The sequence below is a fragment of the Streptomyces sp. SID5785 genome, assembly GCF_009870065.1.
Lineage (GTDB): Bacteria > Actinomycetota > Actinomycetes > Streptomycetales > Streptomycetaceae > Streptomyces.
In genome coordinates this window covers 1-16,366 of the sequence record NZ_WWIA01000645.1, presented here as the reverse complement: position 1 = coordinate 16,366, position 16,366 = coordinate 1, and the positions used below count along the sequence as shown (strand labels likewise).

Sequence of the window (16,366 nt, the reverse complement as noted above, 5' to 3'; positions counted from 1 at the left end):
TACGAAGTACTCGTTGGCGACGGCGGCGGCCGGCTGCTCCAGCTGCCACAGGTAGCGGGACAGGCCGCGGCTGGTCGCGGAGGAGTTGAAGACGATCTGGGCGCCTTCGAGGCCGAGCGCGCGCCAGCCCTCGGGGAAGTGCCGGTCGTAGCAGATGTAGACCCCGACCTTGCCGACGGCCGTGTCGAAGACGGGCCAGCCGGAGTTCCCCGGGCGGAAGTAGAACTTCTCCCAGAATCCCTTCACCTGCGGGATGTGGGTCTTGCGGTACTTGCCGAGGTAGCTGCCGTCGGCGTCGATCACGGCGGCCGTGTTGTAGAGGACGCCGGGCTGCTCCTCCTCGTACATGGGCAGGACGAGGACGATGTGGTGCTCGCGGGCCAGCTCCTGGAAGCGGCGCACGATCGGGCCGTCGGGGATCGCCTCGGCGTAGGCGTAGAAGGCCGGGTCCTGCACCTGGCAGAAGTAGGGGCCGTAGAACAGCTCCTGGAAGCACAGGACCTGGGCGCCCTGGGCGGCGGCGTCGCGCACGGCCTGCTCGTGCACCTCGATCATGGATTCCTTGTCGCCGGTCCATGCGGTCTGGAAGATCGCGGCGCGGATCACGGGGCTCAACGGGACCTCCTGCGGGGGCGGCGAACCGAAGTCTCGGGTGTGCCCCAGACGATAGGAACCGCGGCCCCCTGCGCCGAGATGCACCGTGTCACGACCGCCGCCCGATGCCGTTCCACCGTGTCACTCCCCGCTCTGCGCGTCGTGCGCGAGCAGGGCGATGTGGACGGACGCGGCGTCCTCGAAGTCGTCGAGGTCGACGCCGAGCAGCGCCTCGATCGCCTCGATGCGGCGGTACAGGGCGGGCCGGCTCATGTGGTGGAGCTGCGCGGTACGGGACTTGTTGCGGCCGGTGGCGAGGTAGGTGCGCAGGACGGGCAGCAGCGTCCCGCACTCCTCGGCGCCGAGGAGTCCGTCCAGCTCGCGTTCGGCGAAGGACTGCACGCGCGGGTCGTCGCGCAGCATCCGCACGAGGCCGCGCAGCCGTACGTCGCCGAGGCGCACGACGGGCGGCAGATCGGGCGGCGCCCCGGCCACCGCGTCGCACACGTGCAGGGCCTCGCGCAGCCCCTCGGGCACGTCGTCCCAGACGGGCCCCGCGGGTCCGGCGGCCACGACGGGGGCGGCCCCGGTCTCGGCGCGCAGCCGGGCGGCGAAGTGCGCGGTGAGCTGCTCGGCCGACTGGTCGTGGGCGAGGCTGAGCAGGACGGCGGTGGTCTGCGCGGTGAGCTCGGCGACGAGGGCGGACAGGCCGAGCAGCCGCAGGACGCGGTCGAGCCGGGCCGGGTCGGTGGCGCGTACGACGAGCGGGACGAAGGTGCGGCGGTTGACGGGGAGTCCGGCGGCGCGGGCGCGGGGCAGCAGCCGGGCGGCGGGCACGGCCCCGGAGACGAGGTCGTCGAGCAGGCGGCGGGCGGACTGCTCCTCCCAGCTGACGGTGGCGCCGGACAGGAGGTGGTGCAGGACGAGGGCCTCGGCGGCGCGGTCGGCGAGCAGTCGGCCCCAGGCGCCGTCACCGCGGTGGCCGCACAGGACGACGGAGCCCCAGCGTTCGCCGCGGCCGCCGAGTTCGGCCCGGACCCAGCCGTCGCCGTCGACGCCGCCGGGGCGGCGGGCGATGCGGTCCCAGTCGCGCAGGACGTCGTCGACGGCGGGGCGTTCGCCCGCGGTGGCGAGGACCCGGTGGGCGAGGTTGGTGACGACGACGGGGCAGGCGCTGTGCGCGGCGATCTCGTCGAGGAGGCGCTGCAACGGGGCGCCGGAGGTGATGAGCGCGGTCAGTGCGGTGCGGATGCCCTCGGAGAGGCTGACCGCGGCGTACTTGCGCCGCACGAGCCGGGACTGGACCTCCTCGGTGAGCTCGGCGAACGGGAAGGGCCGGTGCAGGACGACCATGGGCAGGCCGCAGCGCTCGGCGGCCCGGCACATGTCGGGCGGCGGGGACGGGAAGGCGCGGCCGAGTCCGAGGACGAGGGCGGCGGCCTCGGCCCGGTCGAGGGAGTCGATGTAGGCGGTCCGGCCGCGGGAGTCACCGGCGAGGAGCACGCCGGTGGTGAGGACCATCTCCCCGCCGCTGAGCATGACACCCACGTCGGCCGCCTCGGCGACGTGCACCCAGCGCACGGGCCGGTCCAGGTGCCGGGCGGCGGCGACCACCTCGGGCTCTCCGGCGGCGATCCGCTCCAGGGCGAGTATCTGCCGCACGGACAGGGCGTGTTCGGGGATCGTCGCGGCGGTCATCGCGGCGGCCCGTCACCGGCGTTCCGCAGCGCCCGCTCCAGGATCGCCGCGCCCTGTTCGGCCTCGGCCACCGTGAGGGTGAGCGGCGGGGCGACGCGCAGGACGCTGGTGCTGTGCCCGCCGCCCTTGCCGATGAGCAGTCCTTCGGCACGGCAGGACTCCAGGACAGCGGAGGCGGCCTCGGGGTTCGCCGTGTCGGTGCCGGGAGTGACCAGCTCGACGCCGATCATCAGGCCCCGGCCGCGCACCTCGCGAACGCAGGGGTTGGTCGCCGCGATCGCGCGCAGGCGCTCGATCAGCAGGCCGCCGACCCGGCGGGCGTTGCCCTGGAGGTCGTGCTCGAGGAGGTAGGAGAGGTTGGCGAGTCCGGCGGCCATGGTGACCGGGCTGCCGCCGAAGGTGGAGATGGAGTGGGCGTCGAGGCTGTTCATGACGTCGGCGCGCGCCACCACCCCGCCGATGGACATGCCGTTGCCGATGCCCTTGGCGAAGGTCAGCAGGTCGGGCGGGCCCGCGTCGGCGTGCGCCTGCCAGCCCCAGAAGTGTTCGCCGGTGCGGCCCCAGCCGGTCTGCACCTCGTCGGAGATCCACAGGATGCCCTGCTCGGCGAGGACATCGCGGAAGCGGGCGTAGAGGCCGTCGGGCGGGGAGGTGAAGCCGCCGACGCCCTGGATCGGTTCGGCGATGAGGGCGGCCACGTCGCCGCGGGTCTGGCCGAGCATGTCGCGCAGGTCCGCGACGCACGCCTCGGTGAACGCGGCGTCGGACAGGTGGGCGTAGGGCCCTCGGGTGCGGACGCCGCCGTGCACGTACAGGGTCTGGAGCGGGGAGAGGCTGGTGGGCGACCAGCCGCGGTTGCCGGTGATGCCGATCGCGGAGAAGGAGCGGCCGTGGTAGCTGTTGCGCATCGCCAGGATCTGGCCGGAGCGGCGGTGGGCGGTGGCGAGCAGCAGGGCGGTGTCGTTGGCCTCGGTGCCGGAGGTCGTGAAGAAGACGCGCGCGTCGGGGATGCCGGACAACTGGGCGACGCGCTCGGCGAGTTCGATCATCGGCCGGTTGAGGTAGAGCGTCGAGGAGTGGACGATGCGGGCGGCCTGGTCGGCGACCGCCTTGGTGACCTCGGGCAGGGCGTGCGCGGTCATCGTGGTGAGGATGCCGCCGAAGAAGTCGAGGTAGCGGTTGCCGTCGGCGTCCCAGACGTGCCGGCCCTCGCCGTGGGTGAGCTCGAGGGGGCGGTCGTAGTAGAGGGCGAGCCAGTCGGGCAGGACCGCGCGGTGGCGTGCGTGGAGGTCAGGGGTCATCACGGCTGCGGCGTCCCTTCGTCGGTCACGGCTGAGCGGAGTGCGGGGCGTGCGGGGCGTGCTGAGGCGTGCGGGGCGTGCTGAGGCGGCGGGTGCGCGGGTGCGGATTCCGCGGAGCGGGAGGCGGCCGGGCTGCCGGGGCGGCCGGGAGGTCAGGGGCGGACGAGGCCCTCGTAGGCGTCGGGGCGGCGGTCCCGGTAGAAGGCCCACTGCTGCCGCACCTCGTCGATGACGTCCAGGTCCAGGTCGCGCACGAGGAGTTCCTCGTCCTTGTCGCTCGCGGCGTCGCCGACGAGCCGGCCTCGCGGGTCGGCGAAGTACGAGGTGCCGTAGAAGTCGTCGTCGCCGTAACTCTCGATGCCGACACGGTTGATGGCCGCGACGTAGTAGGCGTTGGCGACGGCGGCCGCGGGCTGTTCCAGCTGCCACAGGTGGGCGGACAGGCCCCGGCTGGTGGCCGACGGGTTGTACACGATCTGCGCGCCGTTCAGGCCCAACTGCCGCCAGCCCTCGGGGAAGTGGCGGTCGTAGCAGATGTAGACGCCGACCCGGCCGACGGCCGTGTCGAAGACCGGCCAGCCCAGGTTCCCCGGCCGGAAGTAGTACTTCTCCCAGAAGCCGGGCAGCTGCGGGATGTGGTGCTTGCGGTACTTGCCGAGGTAGCTGCCGTCGGCGTCGACGACCGCCGCGGTGTTGTAGAAGAAGCCCGGCCCCGCGGACTCGAAGACGGGCGCGACGATCACCAGGCCGGTCTCCCTGGCCAGTTCCCGCATCCGGGTCACGGTGGGGCCGTCCGGGACGGGCTCGGCCCAGCGGTGGTGCTCGGGCTCCTGGACCTGGCAGAAGTAGGGGGCGTTGAACACCTCCTGGAAGCCGATGATCCGGGCGCCGCGGCGGGCCGCCTCGCGGGCGTGCTCCTCATGCTTGGCGATCATGGATTCGGTGTCGCCCGTCCAGGAGGCCTGGACGAGTGCGGCGCGTACGACGTGGGCCATGAGCCGCTCCTCAGCGTTGAACCTCTACGCCTGTAGACCGGGGCGTAGAGGGACGAACGTAAGCCCGGCCGGGAGGCTTGCCAAGACCATCGTCGTCAACCCGCTCGAACGATCATGTTTTGGCACCCGTGCGGGTGAGCGGAGCGTCCGTCAGACCGGCTGGAGCGCGCAGAGCACGACCAGTTCGTCCATGGACAGGCCCAGCTCGCGCGCGAGGGAGGCGATCGTGAAGAACGCCGGCGTCGGCGCGCGCCCCGTCTCGATCTTGCGCAGCGTCTCGACCGAGACGCCCGCACCGGCGGCCACCTCGGTCATGCTGCGGCCCTGGCGCGCCTCGCGCAGCAGCCGGCCGAGCCGCTCGCCGCGCTCGCGCTCTTCGGGGGTCAAGGGGGTTCGCACCATGCGAGCAGTCTAGCGCAGTCCCGATTTCTTTACCGGATTCAAATACCGGTATAGTAATTGGCATGGTGGAACTCAAGACCGAACCTCAGATCGACGCGATGCGCGAGGCGGGCCGCGTCGTGGCCCGTGCCCTGGCCGCCGCCCGCAAGTACGCCGCCCCGGGCGTCACCCTCCTCGAGCTCGACGAGGTCGCGCACGACGTGCTGCGCGACGCCGGGGCCTCCTCCCCGTTCCTCGGCTACCGTCCGTCGTTCGCCCCGACCCCCTTCCCCGCCGTGCTGTGCGTGTCCGTCAACGACGCGATCGTGCACGGCGTCCCGGACCGCACCCGGCTGCGCGACGGCGACCTCGTCTCCGTCGACTTCGGCGCGGAACTGGACGGCTGGGTCGGCGACTCCGCCGTCAGCTTCACCGTGGGCACCGCACGCCCCGAGGACACCCGGCTGATCGAGACCGCCGAGCGCGCCCTGGCCGCCGGCATCGCCGCGGCCGTCGTCGGCAACCGCATCGGGGACATCGCGCACGCCGTCGGCACCGTGTGCCGCGCCGCCGGGTACGGCATCCCGGACGGCTTCGGCGGGCACGGCATCGGGCGCCGGATGCACGAGGACCCGGGCGTTCCCAACGAGGGACGGCCGCGCCGCGGGATGCCGCTGCGGGCCGGCATGGCGCTGGCCATCGAGCCGATGGTGATCGCCGGCGGCACCGACGGCTACCACGAGGCGCCGGACGGCTGGACCCTGCGCACCAACGACGGCAGCCGCGCCGCGCACGCCGAGCACACGGTCGCGATCACCGCGGCCGGGCCGCGCGTCCTGACCGCGCTCTGAGCCGCGCGGACCGGGCCCGGGGCCGGTCGGGGCGGCTCAGCGGTCCTGCCGGTCGAGGACGTCCACGACGTAGAGCACCGGGACCCCGGGCGGCTGTTCGAGGCCGCCCGGGGTGCGCCGGAAGTCGGGCCGGAACCCGGGCGGCACGGCGATCTGCAGCCGGGTGCCGACCCGGATCCCCTTGAGCGCCTCGTACATCCCGGGCAGGAGCGCGGGCCGGTCGAGGACCACGCCGCGCGGGCCGCTCGCGCCGTACGTCGAGCCGAAGGGCCGGCCGTCGCCCCAGGCCCAGCCCGCGTACTGCAGCACGGCCACGTCCCGGTCCTGGAGCACCGGGCCCCGGCCCTCGCTGAGCGTGCGCACCTGCAGCCGGGCCGGCGGGCCCGCGCCCCAGCTGACCACCTTCGGAGCGGCGCCCGACCCGAAGTCGACGAGCGCCTTGGCGTCCCGCGTCCCGGACGGGCCCGGCATGGCGCCGTTGCCGTGCAGGGACGGCACCCGCTGGTCGCGGTCGTAGCCGCCGATCAGGTCGAAGACGAGGACCATGTGGTCGTCCGGCCCGAGCCGGGCGACCGCCGCGGCCTGCGCGTCCGTGCCCGGGCGGCCGCCGCCCGCCGGGGCCACCATCAGGACCCGGCTGCCCGCCTTGCGGCCGACCAGGGCTCCGGCCCAGGTCCGGGCGGTCCGGGCGCCCGTGAGGGAGACGGTTCTCGGCTGGGCCAGGCCCCAGGAGCTGAGCAGCTCCTTCTTCCCCTCCCAGCTGCGCATCTCGACGTCGGTGACGGCGACCTGCCCCTGGCGCACCGCCGGTCCGGTGCCGTCGCGCAGCACCTCGAGCCGGGCGTCCCGCGGCGCGGGCCGGTCCGGGATGGTGATGACGGGCCGGGTGCCTGCGGCGCCGGTGACCTTCGGGACGTTCTCGGGTCCGGACGCGGAGCAGGCGGTGGCCATCGCGATCAGGACGGTTGCGGCTCCGGTGCGCAGGACGGGTCTGGGGTCCACCGGTGACCTCCTTGGCGTGGGGGTGTCGCCATGGAGCGTTCCGGTCGCCGGGGTGCGGGTGGCGGAGGCACGGGGCGACACACCGGGCGGCGTACGTCCCCCGGGTGTACGGAGCCGCGGCCCGGGCACCGGGCAGGCGCCCGCGCGAGCGGCCGGGGGCGGCGAAGGCGGTGAGGCGGGACCGGCGCGATCAGCGGCCGGGCGCGACCAGGCCCAACTCGTACGCGGTGATCACCAGTTGCACCCGGTCGCGGGCACCGAGCTTGGTGAAGAGACGGGCCACGTGGGACTTGGTGGTGGCGACGCTGATGAACAGCTCCCCGGCGATCTCCTGGTTGGAGCGGCCGAGCCCCACCAGGGTGAGCACCTCGCGTTCGCGCTCGGTGATCCCCTCGACCGGCCGGGACCCGCGCGCGGCGACGGGTCCGCCACGGCCCACGAAGTCGGCGATCAGGCGCCGGGTGACGCCGGGCGCGATGAGCGCGTCGCCCGCGGCGACGATCCGGATCGCGGCCAGCAGGTCGTCCAGCGGCATGTCCTTCACCGCGAACCCGGCGGCGCCCGCGCGCAGCGCACCGTACACGTAGTCGTCCTCGTCGAACGTGGTCAGGACGAGGACCCGGGCGCCCTGCCCGGACGCGATGATGCGCCGGGTCGCCTCGATCCCGTCGACGCCGGGCATCCGGATGTCCATCACCACCACGTCGGGCGTCAGTTCGGCCGCGCGCGCCACCGCCTGAGCGCCGTCGCCCGCCTCGCCGACCACCTCCAGGTCCGCCGTGTCGCCGATCAGGGTGCGCAGCGCGGAGCGCACCAGCGGCTGGTCGTCGACGAGCAGCACCCGGACCCGCGCCGCCGTCACGCCGGCTCCCCCGGCAGCGGCAGCGGTATCCGCGCCGCCACCCGGAAGCCGCCCTCCGGCCGCGGTCCCGCGCTGAACTCCCCGTGCAGCAGTCGCACCCGCTCCCCCATCCCCGTGATCCCGAACCCGGCGCCCGACGATCGTGCACCGGCGCCCCGCCCCGCGTCCACGATCTCCAGGAACAGATCGCGTTCCGCGCGGCGGACGGTGACACGGCAGGTGGCGACGCCCGCGTGCCGGACCACGTTGGCCAGGGCCTCCTGCACGATGCGGTACGCGCTGCGGTCGACGTCGGACGGCAGCGCGGCCTCGGCGCCGGTGCGCTCCAGGTCGACCCGGACGCCCTCACCGGCGGCACGCTCGACCAGCGCGTCGAGATCGGCGAGGCCGGTGGCGGGGGCGAGCGGCGCGTCCGCCTCGGAATCGGCCCGTCGCAGGGCGACGAGGGCGCGGCGCAGACCCCGCAGCGTCTCGCGGCCGGTCTGCTCGATCGCCTCCAGTGCCGCGCGGGCCTCGGCGGGGCGCGTCTCGACGACGCGTGCGGCGACCCCGGACTGCATGGTGATCACCCCGATCCCGTGCGAGACCATGTCGTGCAACTCCCGCGCGATGTGCAGCCGTTCGGCGGTGACGGCCTCGCTGACGGCGCGGTCGCGCAGGGCGTCGGCGTGCTCGCTGCGCTCGCGGGCGACGAGCCCGGCCATGCAGGAGACGAGCACCGCGAGCAGAGCGATGACGAGGAGCGCGACCTGGTTCTCGGGGGACGCGAACCCGGCGATGCCGGCGCCCTGCGCCACCAGGCTCAGGAGCACTCCGGCGACCCACTGACGGCGGGGCCGCCGGGCGACCAGAAGACCGAGCACGAGGTCGGCGGCGAGGAAGGCCAGGAGTGTCGTGCCCCGCCCGTCGACGCCGTCCGGGAAACCGCTCGCCGGGAGGCCGCCCGCCGGGGAGGGGTGGACGGATCCTGGCTGCGCGGCGGTCGCCGCGAGGGTGCCGACCAGCAGCACGGCGAGCGCGAGCAGCGGCATCCGCCGGGCCACGCCCACCAGGAGCACGGCGCAGAGCGTCACGCCGAGGGCGCGCAGCAGCGGCAGCGTGCTCGCACTGCCGAACAGCGGCAAGGTCAGCACGACGGGATACAGGGCGAGTCCGCACCAGGCGGCGGCTCCACGGGAGCCGGTCGTCTTGCTCATGCCGATGAGCGTACGAGCGGCGGCGGGCCCGGTCATCGGCCCACGGACTGCATCCCGTGGGCCGATCCGGGCCCGCCGGCGGGTTCAGCGCCCCGGGGTGACGACCATCGCCGAGCCGCCCCCGCGCCGTACCTTCTCGGCGGCGGCCAGCCACCTCCCGTCGGGCAGCCGCTGGACGCCGGTGGCGGCGCCGATCTCGGGGTTGGCCTTGAAGGAGTGCCCGATCGCCTCGAGCCGTGTGCGCAACGGGCTGTCGTACAGGCCGGGTTCGAGCTCGGTCTGTGCGGCGTTGCGCTGGCTGGCGCGCGGGGCGGCGATGGCGTCGACGAGCGGCAGGTCCCTATCGAGGAAACCGGTCAGGGTCTGCAGCACGGTGGTGATGATGGTGGCGCCGCCGGGCGAGCCGACGGCGACGACCGGCCGGTTCGCCTTGTCCAGCACGATGGTCGGGGCGATGGACGAGCGTGGCCGCTTGCCGGGACCCGGCAGGTTCGGGTCGTGGACCGCCGGGTTCGCGGGGGCGAAGGAGAAGTCCGTCAGCTCGTTGTTGAGCAGGAAGCCGCGGCCGGGCACGGTGATGCCGCTGCCGCCGGTGGACTCGATGGTGAGGGTGTAGGCGACGACGTTGCCCCACCGGTCGGCGACGGTGAGGTGCGTGGTGTTCTCGCCCTCGTACGTCGTCGGTGCGGCGCGGTCGCCGGTCCGGCCGCAGGTCCCGGGGTGGCGGGGGTCGCCGGGGGCGAGCGGGCTGGTGAGCACCGCGTCGTCCTTGATCAGGCAGCCGCGTGCGTCGGCGAAGCGCTGCGAGAGCAGCTGCCTCGTGGGCACGTCCTCCGCGGTCGGGTCGCCGACCCAGCGGCCGCGGTCGGCGAACGCGATCCGGCTCGCCTCGATGAAGCGGTGCAGGTAGCGGGCCTTCGAGGCCTTCGACAGGTCGGTGCGCTCCAGGATGTTGAGCGCCTCGCCGACCGTGGTGCCGCCCGAGGAGGACGGGGCGATGGAGTACACGCCGAGCCCACGGTAGGAGGTGCGGGTCGGGGCCTGGAACCTGGCGGCGTAGGCCCGCAGGTCCTTGGCCGACAGGTCGCCCGGGCGGGCCTCGTAGCCGGAGGCGGGGTCGACGGGCGGCGCGTTGACCGTCTTCACGACGTCGGCGCCGATGTCACCGCGGTAGATCGCGCCGACGCCCTTGCGGGCCAGTTCGGCGTAGGTGCGCGCGAGGTCGGGGTTGCGGAAGGTGGAGCCGACCTCCGGCAGCCGGCCGCCCGGCAGGAACAGCCGCGCGGTGTCCGGGAAGTTCCGGAAGCGCTCCTCGTTGGCGGCGGCCTGGGAGCGGAAGGTGTCGTCCACGGTGAAGCCGTCGCGGGCGAGCCGCTCCGCGGGCTTCAGGACCGCGCCGAGTCCCTTGCTGCCCCATGCGTCGAGCGCGGACTGCCAGGTGGCGGGCGTGCCGGGAGTGCCGACGCTCAGTCCGCTGGTGACGGCGTCGGCGAACGGCAGGGGCTCGCCGTTCTCCAGGAACAGGTCGGAGCCCGCGGTGAGCGGCGCCGTCTCCCGGCCGTCGATCGTGTGGACGCGGCGCGTCTTCGCGTCGTAGTAGACGAAGTAGCCGCCTCCGCCGACGCCGGCCGAGTAGGGCTCGCTGACGCCGAGGGCGGCGGCCGTGGCGACGGCGGCGTCCACCGCGTTGCCCCCGCGCCTGAGGACCTCGATGCCGGCCGCGGAGGCGTCCGCGTCGACGCTCGCGACGGCGCCGCCGTACCCGGTGGCGACGGGGACCTTGGACGGGGCACCCGAGCCGGCGGAGGAAGCGGAGGAAGGGGGCGCGGCGGCCCCGACCGCCACCATGCTCATCAGGCCGGCGCAGAGCGACAGATTCCGTGCAACTGAACGTCTCATCGGTACCTCCAGTCAACAAGCGTCAGCGCAGCGTAACGTGACGGTCCGGCACCGTCAGGACCCCCTCGAACACCGGTGCGTCGGTTGGCTAGAGTGCGCCCCCATGACTGAAGACGTGCGCAACATCGTCCTCGGCCTGATCGCAGCGGGCATCAGCGCCTCGCTGGGCTGGCTCGCCCGCACCTACCTGTGGAAGCGCAGGCTCCGCCGCAAGCAGACCTTCTTCGGTCTGCCCGACAACTCGGAGTCGCTGCTCGTGGTGAACCGCGACGCGGGCGGCCCCGAGCTGACGGTGAAGCGGCACGACGTGTTCGCTCTCCTGGAGCTCTCGGCCCTGATCAAGGACTGCGGGGCGCACGCCCAGGTCGTCGCGCACGACACGGCCCAGCAGGGCTTCGGCGAGCGCACCGAGTTCTGCGTCGGGGGCCCGGCGTCCAACCGCCGGATGGCGGCGCACATGGTGAGCCTGCTGCCCGGGATACGGGTCAACACGGATCCGGAGCCGGGTCCGGACCGGGGCGCGTTCCAGATCGGCTCGGAGCGCTACCGGCTGGAGCCGGGCCGTACCGAGTACGTGGTCCTGGCGCGGCTGACGGCCGGGGAGTCGCGGGAGGCCCGGCCGGTCTTCCTGTTCTGCGGCCAGCTGCCCATCACCAACCAGGCGGCGACGCGCTATCTGGCCCGCCATCACGAGCGGCTCGCGCGCAAGCACGGCAACAACGCGTTCGTGCTGCTTCTGAAGGTGGTCAACTCGGGCGCCTACGGCCCGGACGTCGTCGAACTGGTCGCGGACGTGACCCGCGCGGCCCAGCAGCCGCTGCCGGCGTCCACGTCGGCCCGCACCTCGCACCGCGCCAAGTAGCGCGGGCCGGACGGTCCCCTGAGCGAGCGGGAGGCAGTGGCGGGGAGCGGGGCTCAGACCAAGGATGAGCGGTACCCCCGTCGCGTACGAGTGCGACAAGGGCCCGCCCGGCCTCGGCAAGCAGGCGGCCCGTCCAGCCGCGTACGCAGCTGACCTTCTCCTCGCGGGAGCGAGGAGTGATCTCCGGCTGCGGCCGGGCGTGGACGGCCGACGCTCTGTGACTACTGCACTCCTGGCAGCAGCGTCCCTGGTTCGGCCGGGGCGACCTCCGCGGCCTCGGTCTTGGGATTGCGCCGCTGACGCTTGGACACCCACTGGGCGAGCCACGACAGCAGCATGCACATCCCGATGTAGATCGGCGAGATCACCATCACCACGGGGATGAAGGGCAAATCGTAGTCGAGGTTCGATGCGATCAGCTTCCCGGCGTGGAGAAACTCCTCATAGGTGATCAGATAGCCCAGCGAGGTGTCCTTCAGGGCGACGACGAGCTGGCTGATGATCGCGGGCAGCATGGCCCGGACCGCCTGCGGGACCAGCACGTGGGTCATGACCTGCGTCTTGCGCATGCCGAGCGCGAACGCGGCCTCGCGCTGGCCGCGTTCCACCGCGTTGATGCCCGAGCGGAACACCTCGGCGAGCACCGAGCCGTTGTACAGGGTCAGTCCTGCGACGAGTGCGGTCAGCGGCTCGGCCTTCAGCGCCACGTAGATGAAGAAGATCATCACGAGGACCGGCATGGCGCGGAAGAACTCGACGCACAGCGTGGCCAGCCAGCGCACCGGCCGGTGGTCGGAGAGCCGGCCCACGGCGAGCACGGTGCCGAGCACGAGGGAGAGCGCGGCGGCGATGGCGAAGGCCTTCAGCGTGTTGCCGAGGCCCCGCAGCAGCAGCTCCTGGATGCCCTTGTACTCGAAGGGCATCCACTTGGTGCGCGTGAACTGGTCGGTGTCGAACAGCAGATAGAGGATCCAGCCGACGAGCGCGAGCACGATCAGGGTGGAGATCACCCCGTACAGGCGGTGGCGGCGCTCGGTGTTCGGGCCGGGGATGTCGTAGAGCGCGGTGGCGCTGTGGTCGAGGGCTTTCATCGGGCGACTCCCCAGCGCTTTTCCAGGATGTTGAAGAGCGCGCTGATGGCGAGCGTGATGATGAGGTAGCCGAGCGCGATCCAGACGAACGTCCAGATGATGTTGAAGCCGAGCTCGCTGAGCGTCTTGTACGTGCCGAGCAGCTCCACGACGCTGAACGCGCCCGCGATCGCCGAGTTCTTCGCGAGGGCGATGAGGGTGGACCCCACGGGCGGGATCACCGACCGGAAGGCCTGCGGCAGGATCACGTGCGTCAGCGTCTGCCCGAAGGTCATGCCGAGGCTGCGGGCCGCCTCGCCCTGCCCCTTGGGGACCGTGTTGATGCCGGAGCGCAGCGCCTCGCAGATGAACGCCGAGGTGTAGCAGCCCAGCGCGAGCACGGCGAACACGGTGAACGGCAGCACGAGTCCGAAGCGCGGCAGACCGAGCAGGACCGCGAAGAACAGCAGGGTCAGCGGGGTGTTGCGCAGGACCGTGACCCAGGCGGTGCCGAAGGCACGGAAGGAGCCGACGGGCGCCACGCGGAACGACGCCATGAGGAAGCCGAGCACGAGGGCCAGGACCGAGGCGTAGACGGTGAGTTCGACCGTACCGAGGAAGCCCTTCCAGTAGGTCGAGAAATTTTCGGTCAGTACGTTCACGGTGCGGGTCCTCAGCTCGCCGGGTAGCGGTCGATGGCGGGCGGTCTCGGGGCGGGGACGCCGGACAGGCCGAGCGTCGCGTCGTACGCCTTCTTCCAGTCACCGTCCTTCTCCCGCCGGGCGAGCGCGTCGTCGACGGCGAACCGCAGCGCGTTGTCCGACCGGGGTACGCCGATCCCGTACGGCTCCTTCGAGAAGGGCTTGCCGACCAGCTTCAGTTCGTCGGGCACCTTGGCCGCGTAGCCGAGCAGGATCGCGTCGTCGGTGGTGACGGCGTCGACCTGGTAGGTCAGCAGGTTGTCGACACACACCGAGTAGGTGTCGTACGCGACGAGGTCGGCCTTCGGGTAGTCGGCCTGGATGCGCTGGTAGGGGGTGGAACCCGCCGCCGAGCAGACGGTCTTGCCGGCGAGGTCCTGCGGGCCGTGGATGTCGTCCTCGTCGGTGCGCACGAGGAGTCCCTGGCCCGCCATGTAGTAGGGGCCGCCGAAGCCGACGAGCTTCTTGCGGTTGTCGTTGATGGTGTAGGTGCCGACGTAGTAGTCGATCTGGCCGTTCTGCAGGGCCGTCTCGCGGTTCGCGGAGGCGATCGTCTTGAAGGAGATCTTCTTCGGGTCCAGGCCGAGCGAGGCGGAGATCATCTTGGCGATCTCGATGTCGAAGCCGGAGTAGACGCCGTTGGCGGGGTTCTTCTCACCGAGATAGGGCTGGTCCTCCTTGGCGCCGACGACGAAGTGGCCGCGCTTCTTCGCCTTCTTCCAGGTGCGCGAGTCGGGCAGCGAGAAGCCCTGCGCCACCCGGTAGCGCGGGAGTTCGGCGGCCGACGGTCCCTTGACCGGGGGCGTGCCCTCCTTGCCGCAGGCGGTGGCGGCCAGGGCGGCCACCGCCAGGGCGGTGAGCAGCCTGAGCGACTTTGCGATCATGTGGTGCTGCACTCCCCCGTCAGTGCTTGAGGATCTTGGAGAGGAAGTCGCGGGCGCGCTCGCTCTCCGGGTGGGTGAAGAAGTCCTCGGGGGCGCGGTCCTCGACGATCTTCCCGTCGGCCATGAAGACGACGCGGTCGGCGGCGGTGCGGGCGAAGCCCATCTCGTGGGTGACCACGACCATCGTCATGCCGTCGCGGGCGAGCTGCTGCATGACCTCGAGGACCTCGTTGATCATCTCGGGGTCGAGCGCGGAGGTCGGCTCGTCGAAGAGCAGGGCCTTGGGGTCCATGGCGAGGGCGCGGGCGATGGCCACGCGCTGCTGCTGGCCGCCGGAGAGCTGCGCGGGGAACTTGTCGGCGTGGGCCGCGAGTCCGACCCGGTCGAGGAGTTCGCGGGAGCGCTGCTCGGACTCCTCCTTCTTGCGCTTCCTGACCTTCACCTGGGCCAGCGAGACGTTCTGCAGGACCGTCTTGTGCGCGAAGAGGTTGAAGGACTGGAAGACCATGCCGACCTCGGCGCGCAGCTGCGCGAGCGCCTTGCCCTCCTCGGGCAGCGGCTTGCCGTCGAGCCTGATGGTGCCCGACTGAATGGTCTCCAGACGGTTGATCGTCCTGCACAGCGTCGACTTGCCCGACCCCGAAGGGCCGATGACCACCACCACCTCCCCCTTGCCGACGGTGAGATCGATGTCCTGGAGGACATGGAGCTCTCCGTAGTACTTGTTCACGTCACGCAGCTCGATCAACGGATCGACGGCCATGGCAGTCCTGCCCACTCTCAGCTGTCTCGGTCCGCGCAAACTATCCACGCGCATCTGGGGCTCAGGAGACGACACGCACTGATGGGCATAAACCGTATTTGCGGATGGACCGCCCACCGGCCGCGGGAGAGGAACGGGCTCGATGGACGCGCCCGGGACACGCCCGGGGGCGTGAAGACAGGACCTAGGCCGTGTCCGTAAAGTCCCTCCGTCCGCCCGGAGGGCGGGCCGGGCGGCGTCTGGTGCGTGCTCTCGGCGTGCCGGGTGCAAGGCCTCGTACTGGATGTACTCGGCCTTACGCCCGGTGCGGCGAGAGTGCGTGCCAGGCGTCGCCCGGCAGGAGGGAGTTTACGGACACGGCCTAGGACTCGGCGGTCTCGGCGTAGAACTGGGAGAGTTCGGGGGCGCCGCTCTCCGCCCACTCCTGGCCGGCGGCGACGACCTCGATCTCGCGGCCGTTCTCCAGCCGGACCACGGGCTGCCCGTCGGGCCTGATCACCCAGGCGGCGCCCGGCACATGGCGCACCAGGACCGTCCCGACGTACAGGCCCGCGTCGTTGCCGAGCCAGGGCAGCACCTCGGGGTCCTCGCGCCAGCGCGGCACGAGCTGGTCGAGCGCCTCCAACGAGCCGACGGAGTCGTCGAGTTCGATCCCGGCGCCATAGGCCTGGGACCGCAGCAGCTCACATTCGGAGAGCAGTTCGGCGAGGCCTCCGGCCTCTCCTGCCCCGCTCGCACCCGGTCCCCCGCCGGCCGGGGCGGACTCGTGCTTCTTGCGGTGGTTGTCCAGGAAAGGGATCTTCATACCGTCCAGCCTCGCACTCGCTCCGGGCCGTGCACCACCCGGCACGCGGACCCGCAGTTCCAGGCCCGTTCGCGTCACCTTCATCCGCGCCTCGTTGACGTGCCCCTGCCCGCTTCCTACGTTCGTGGCGCACCTGTCACGCCAGCCGCACCACTCAGCCGCACCACGGAGGGAGCCGGCCGTGCGCCGACGTACCTGGGGAACCGCCGTCCTGCTGGCCGTCTGCGCGGGGCTCACCCCCGTCACGGCGGCCGCGGCCGCACCGCACAGACCCGTGCCGCTCCCCCTGGAGCGGCTCTTCGACAACAGGGCGGTCAGCGACGACCGGGCCCCGGACGAGGCCGACTTCGACGGCGCGGGCGGCTCGCTCTCCGCCCAGGACCTGGCGGCGGCGGGCTGGGACCCCGGGCGGCGGCTCGGCGTCGACCGCGCCGTGCTGCGCTGGCCCCGCACCGCGGGCCGCGGCCCCGACAACGTGCGCGCGGACGGCCAGCGGGTCCGG

At 72.6% G+C, this 16,366-nt stretch carries 16 protein-coding genes and 1 pseudogene; 3 read left to right on the top strand and 14 right to left on the bottom strand.

Going from position 1 to position 16,366, the window contains the following annotated elements; all coding sequences use genetic code 11:
* The 5 genes from GTW43_RS21080 to GTW43_RS21060 all read right to left on the bottom strand — a co-directional run.
* The coding region (locus tag GTW43_RS21080) for a nitrilase-related carbon-nitrogen hydrolase (protein ID WP_161303576.1) at nt 1-615 on the bottom strand (615 nt) is incomplete at its 3' end.
* Between the two features lie 120 nt (nt 616-735).
* Complete coding sequence (locus tag GTW43_RS21075) at nt 736-2,292, bottom strand: PucR family transcriptional regulator (protein WP_161302091.1); 1,557 nt, start codon at nt 2,290-2,292, stop codon at nt 736-738.
* Complete coding sequence (locus GTW43_RS21070) at nt 2,289-3,593, bottom strand: aspartate aminotransferase family protein (protein ID WP_161302093.1); 1,305 nt, start codon at nt 3,591-3,593, stop codon at nt 2,289-2,291. The genes GTW43_RS21075 and GTW43_RS21070 overlap by 4 nt, the downstream gene beginning before the upstream one ends.
* Nucleotides 3,594-3,745: 152 nt before the next feature.
* Nucleotides 3,746-4,588 carry a nitrilase-related carbon-nitrogen hydrolase gene (locus GTW43_RS21065; RefSeq protein WP_161303575.1) on the bottom strand — a complete coding sequence of 281 codons (843 nt, stop codon included), beginning with the start codon at nt 4,586-4,588 and terminating at the stop codon, nt 3,746-3,748.
* 150 nt (nt 4,589-4,738) lie between these two features.
* On the bottom strand, nt 4,739-4,990 hold the full coding sequence (locus tag GTW43_RS21060; protein ID WP_161303574.1) for a helix-turn-helix transcriptional regulator: 252 nt from the start codon (nt 4,988-4,990) through the stop codon (nt 4,739-4,741).
* A 62-nt stretch (nt 4,991-5,052) separates the two neighbouring features.
* Between GTW43_RS21060 and map the strand changes: the two genes are divergently transcribed.
* Nucleotides 5,053-5,820, top strand: a complete 768-nt coding sequence (map, locus tag GTW43_RS21055) for a type I methionyl aminopeptidase (RefSeq protein ID WP_161303573.1) — start codon at nt 5,053-5,055, stop codon at nt 5,818-5,820.
* Nucleotides 5,821-5,856: 36 nt separating this feature from the next.
* Here the strand turns inward: map and GTW43_RS38685 are convergent, their stop codons facing one another.
* The 4 genes from GTW43_RS38685 to ggt form a co-directional block, all read right to left on the bottom strand.
* On the bottom strand, nt 5,857-6,822 hold the full coding sequence (locus GTW43_RS38685; RefSeq protein WP_161303572.1) for an FKBP-type peptidyl-prolyl cis-trans isomerase: 966 nt from the start codon (nt 6,820-6,822) through the stop codon (nt 5,857-5,859).
* Nucleotides 6,823-7,012: 190 nt separating this feature from the next.
* Nucleotides 7,013-7,684 carry a response regulator transcription factor gene (locus tag GTW43_RS21045; protein ID WP_161303571.1) on the bottom strand — a complete coding sequence of 224 codons (672 nt, stop codon included), beginning with the start codon at nt 7,682-7,684 and terminating at the stop codon, nt 7,013-7,015.
* Nucleotides 7,681-8,880 carry a sensor histidine kinase gene (locus GTW43_RS21040; protein ID WP_161303570.1) on the bottom strand — a complete coding sequence of 400 codons (1,200 nt, stop codon included), beginning with the start codon at nt 8,878-8,880 and terminating at the stop codon, nt 7,681-7,683. The genes GTW43_RS21045 and GTW43_RS21040 overlap by 4 nt, the downstream gene beginning before the upstream one ends.
* Nucleotides 8,881-8,964: 84 nt before the next feature.
* Complete coding sequence (gene ggt / locus GTW43_RS21035; protein WP_161303569.1) at nt 8,965-10,779, bottom strand: gamma-glutamyltransferase; 1,815 nt, start codon at nt 10,777-10,779, stop codon at nt 8,965-8,967.
* Between the two features lie 103 nt (nt 10,780-10,882).
* On the opposite strand from ggt, the gene GTW43_RS21030 reads away from it, so the two are divergent.
* Nucleotides 10,883-11,641, top strand: coding sequence for a hypothetical protein (locus tag GTW43_RS21030; RefSeq protein ID WP_202501769.1), 759 nt, complete (start codon nt 10,883-10,885; stop codon nt 11,639-11,641).
* A 221-nt stretch (nt 11,642-11,862) separates the two neighbouring features.
* On the opposite strand, the gene GTW43_RS21025 is transcribed toward GTW43_RS21030, so the two are convergent.
* From GTW43_RS21025 to GTW43_RS21005, 5 genes are all read right to left on the bottom strand, one after another.
* The gene (locus tag GTW43_RS21025; protein WP_161303568.1) at nt 11,863-12,732 is read right to left on the bottom strand and encodes an amino acid ABC transporter permease; all 870 of its coding nucleotides are present in this window, start codon (nt 12,730-12,732) and stop codon (nt 11,863-11,865) included.
* A complete protein-coding gene (locus GTW43_RS21020) occupies nt 12,729-13,373 on the bottom strand; it encodes an amino acid ABC transporter permease (protein WP_161303567.1) in 645 nt (214 codons plus the stop codon). The genes GTW43_RS21025 and GTW43_RS21020 overlap by 4 nt, the downstream gene beginning before the upstream one ends.
* Before the next feature lie 11 nt (nt 13,374-13,384).
* On the bottom strand, nt 13,385-14,296 hold the full coding sequence (locus GTW43_RS21015; protein WP_161303566.1) for a glutamate ABC transporter substrate-binding protein: 912 nt from the start codon (nt 14,294-14,296) through the stop codon (nt 13,385-13,387).
* A 19-nt stretch (nt 14,297-14,315) separates the two neighbouring features.
* Nucleotides 14,316-15,059, bottom strand: a complete 744-nt coding sequence (locus GTW43_RS21010; protein ID WP_161303565.1) for an amino acid ABC transporter ATP-binding protein — start codon at nt 15,057-15,059, stop codon at nt 14,316-14,318.
* A gap of 361 nt (nt 15,060-15,420) precedes the next feature.
* Nucleotides 15,421-15,864: a DUF6278 family protein gene (locus GTW43_RS21005; protein ID WP_161303564.1), complete on the bottom strand. Its 444-nt coding sequence runs from the start codon at nt 15,862-15,864 to the stop codon at nt 15,421-15,423.
* Between the two features lie 181 nt (nt 15,865-16,045).
* On the opposite strand from GTW43_RS21005, the pseudogene GTW43_RS21000 reads away from it, so the two are divergent.
* A pseudogene (locus GTW43_RS21000) lies at nt 16,046-16,366 on the top strand (SGNH/GDSL hydrolase family protein); the annotation flags it as partial.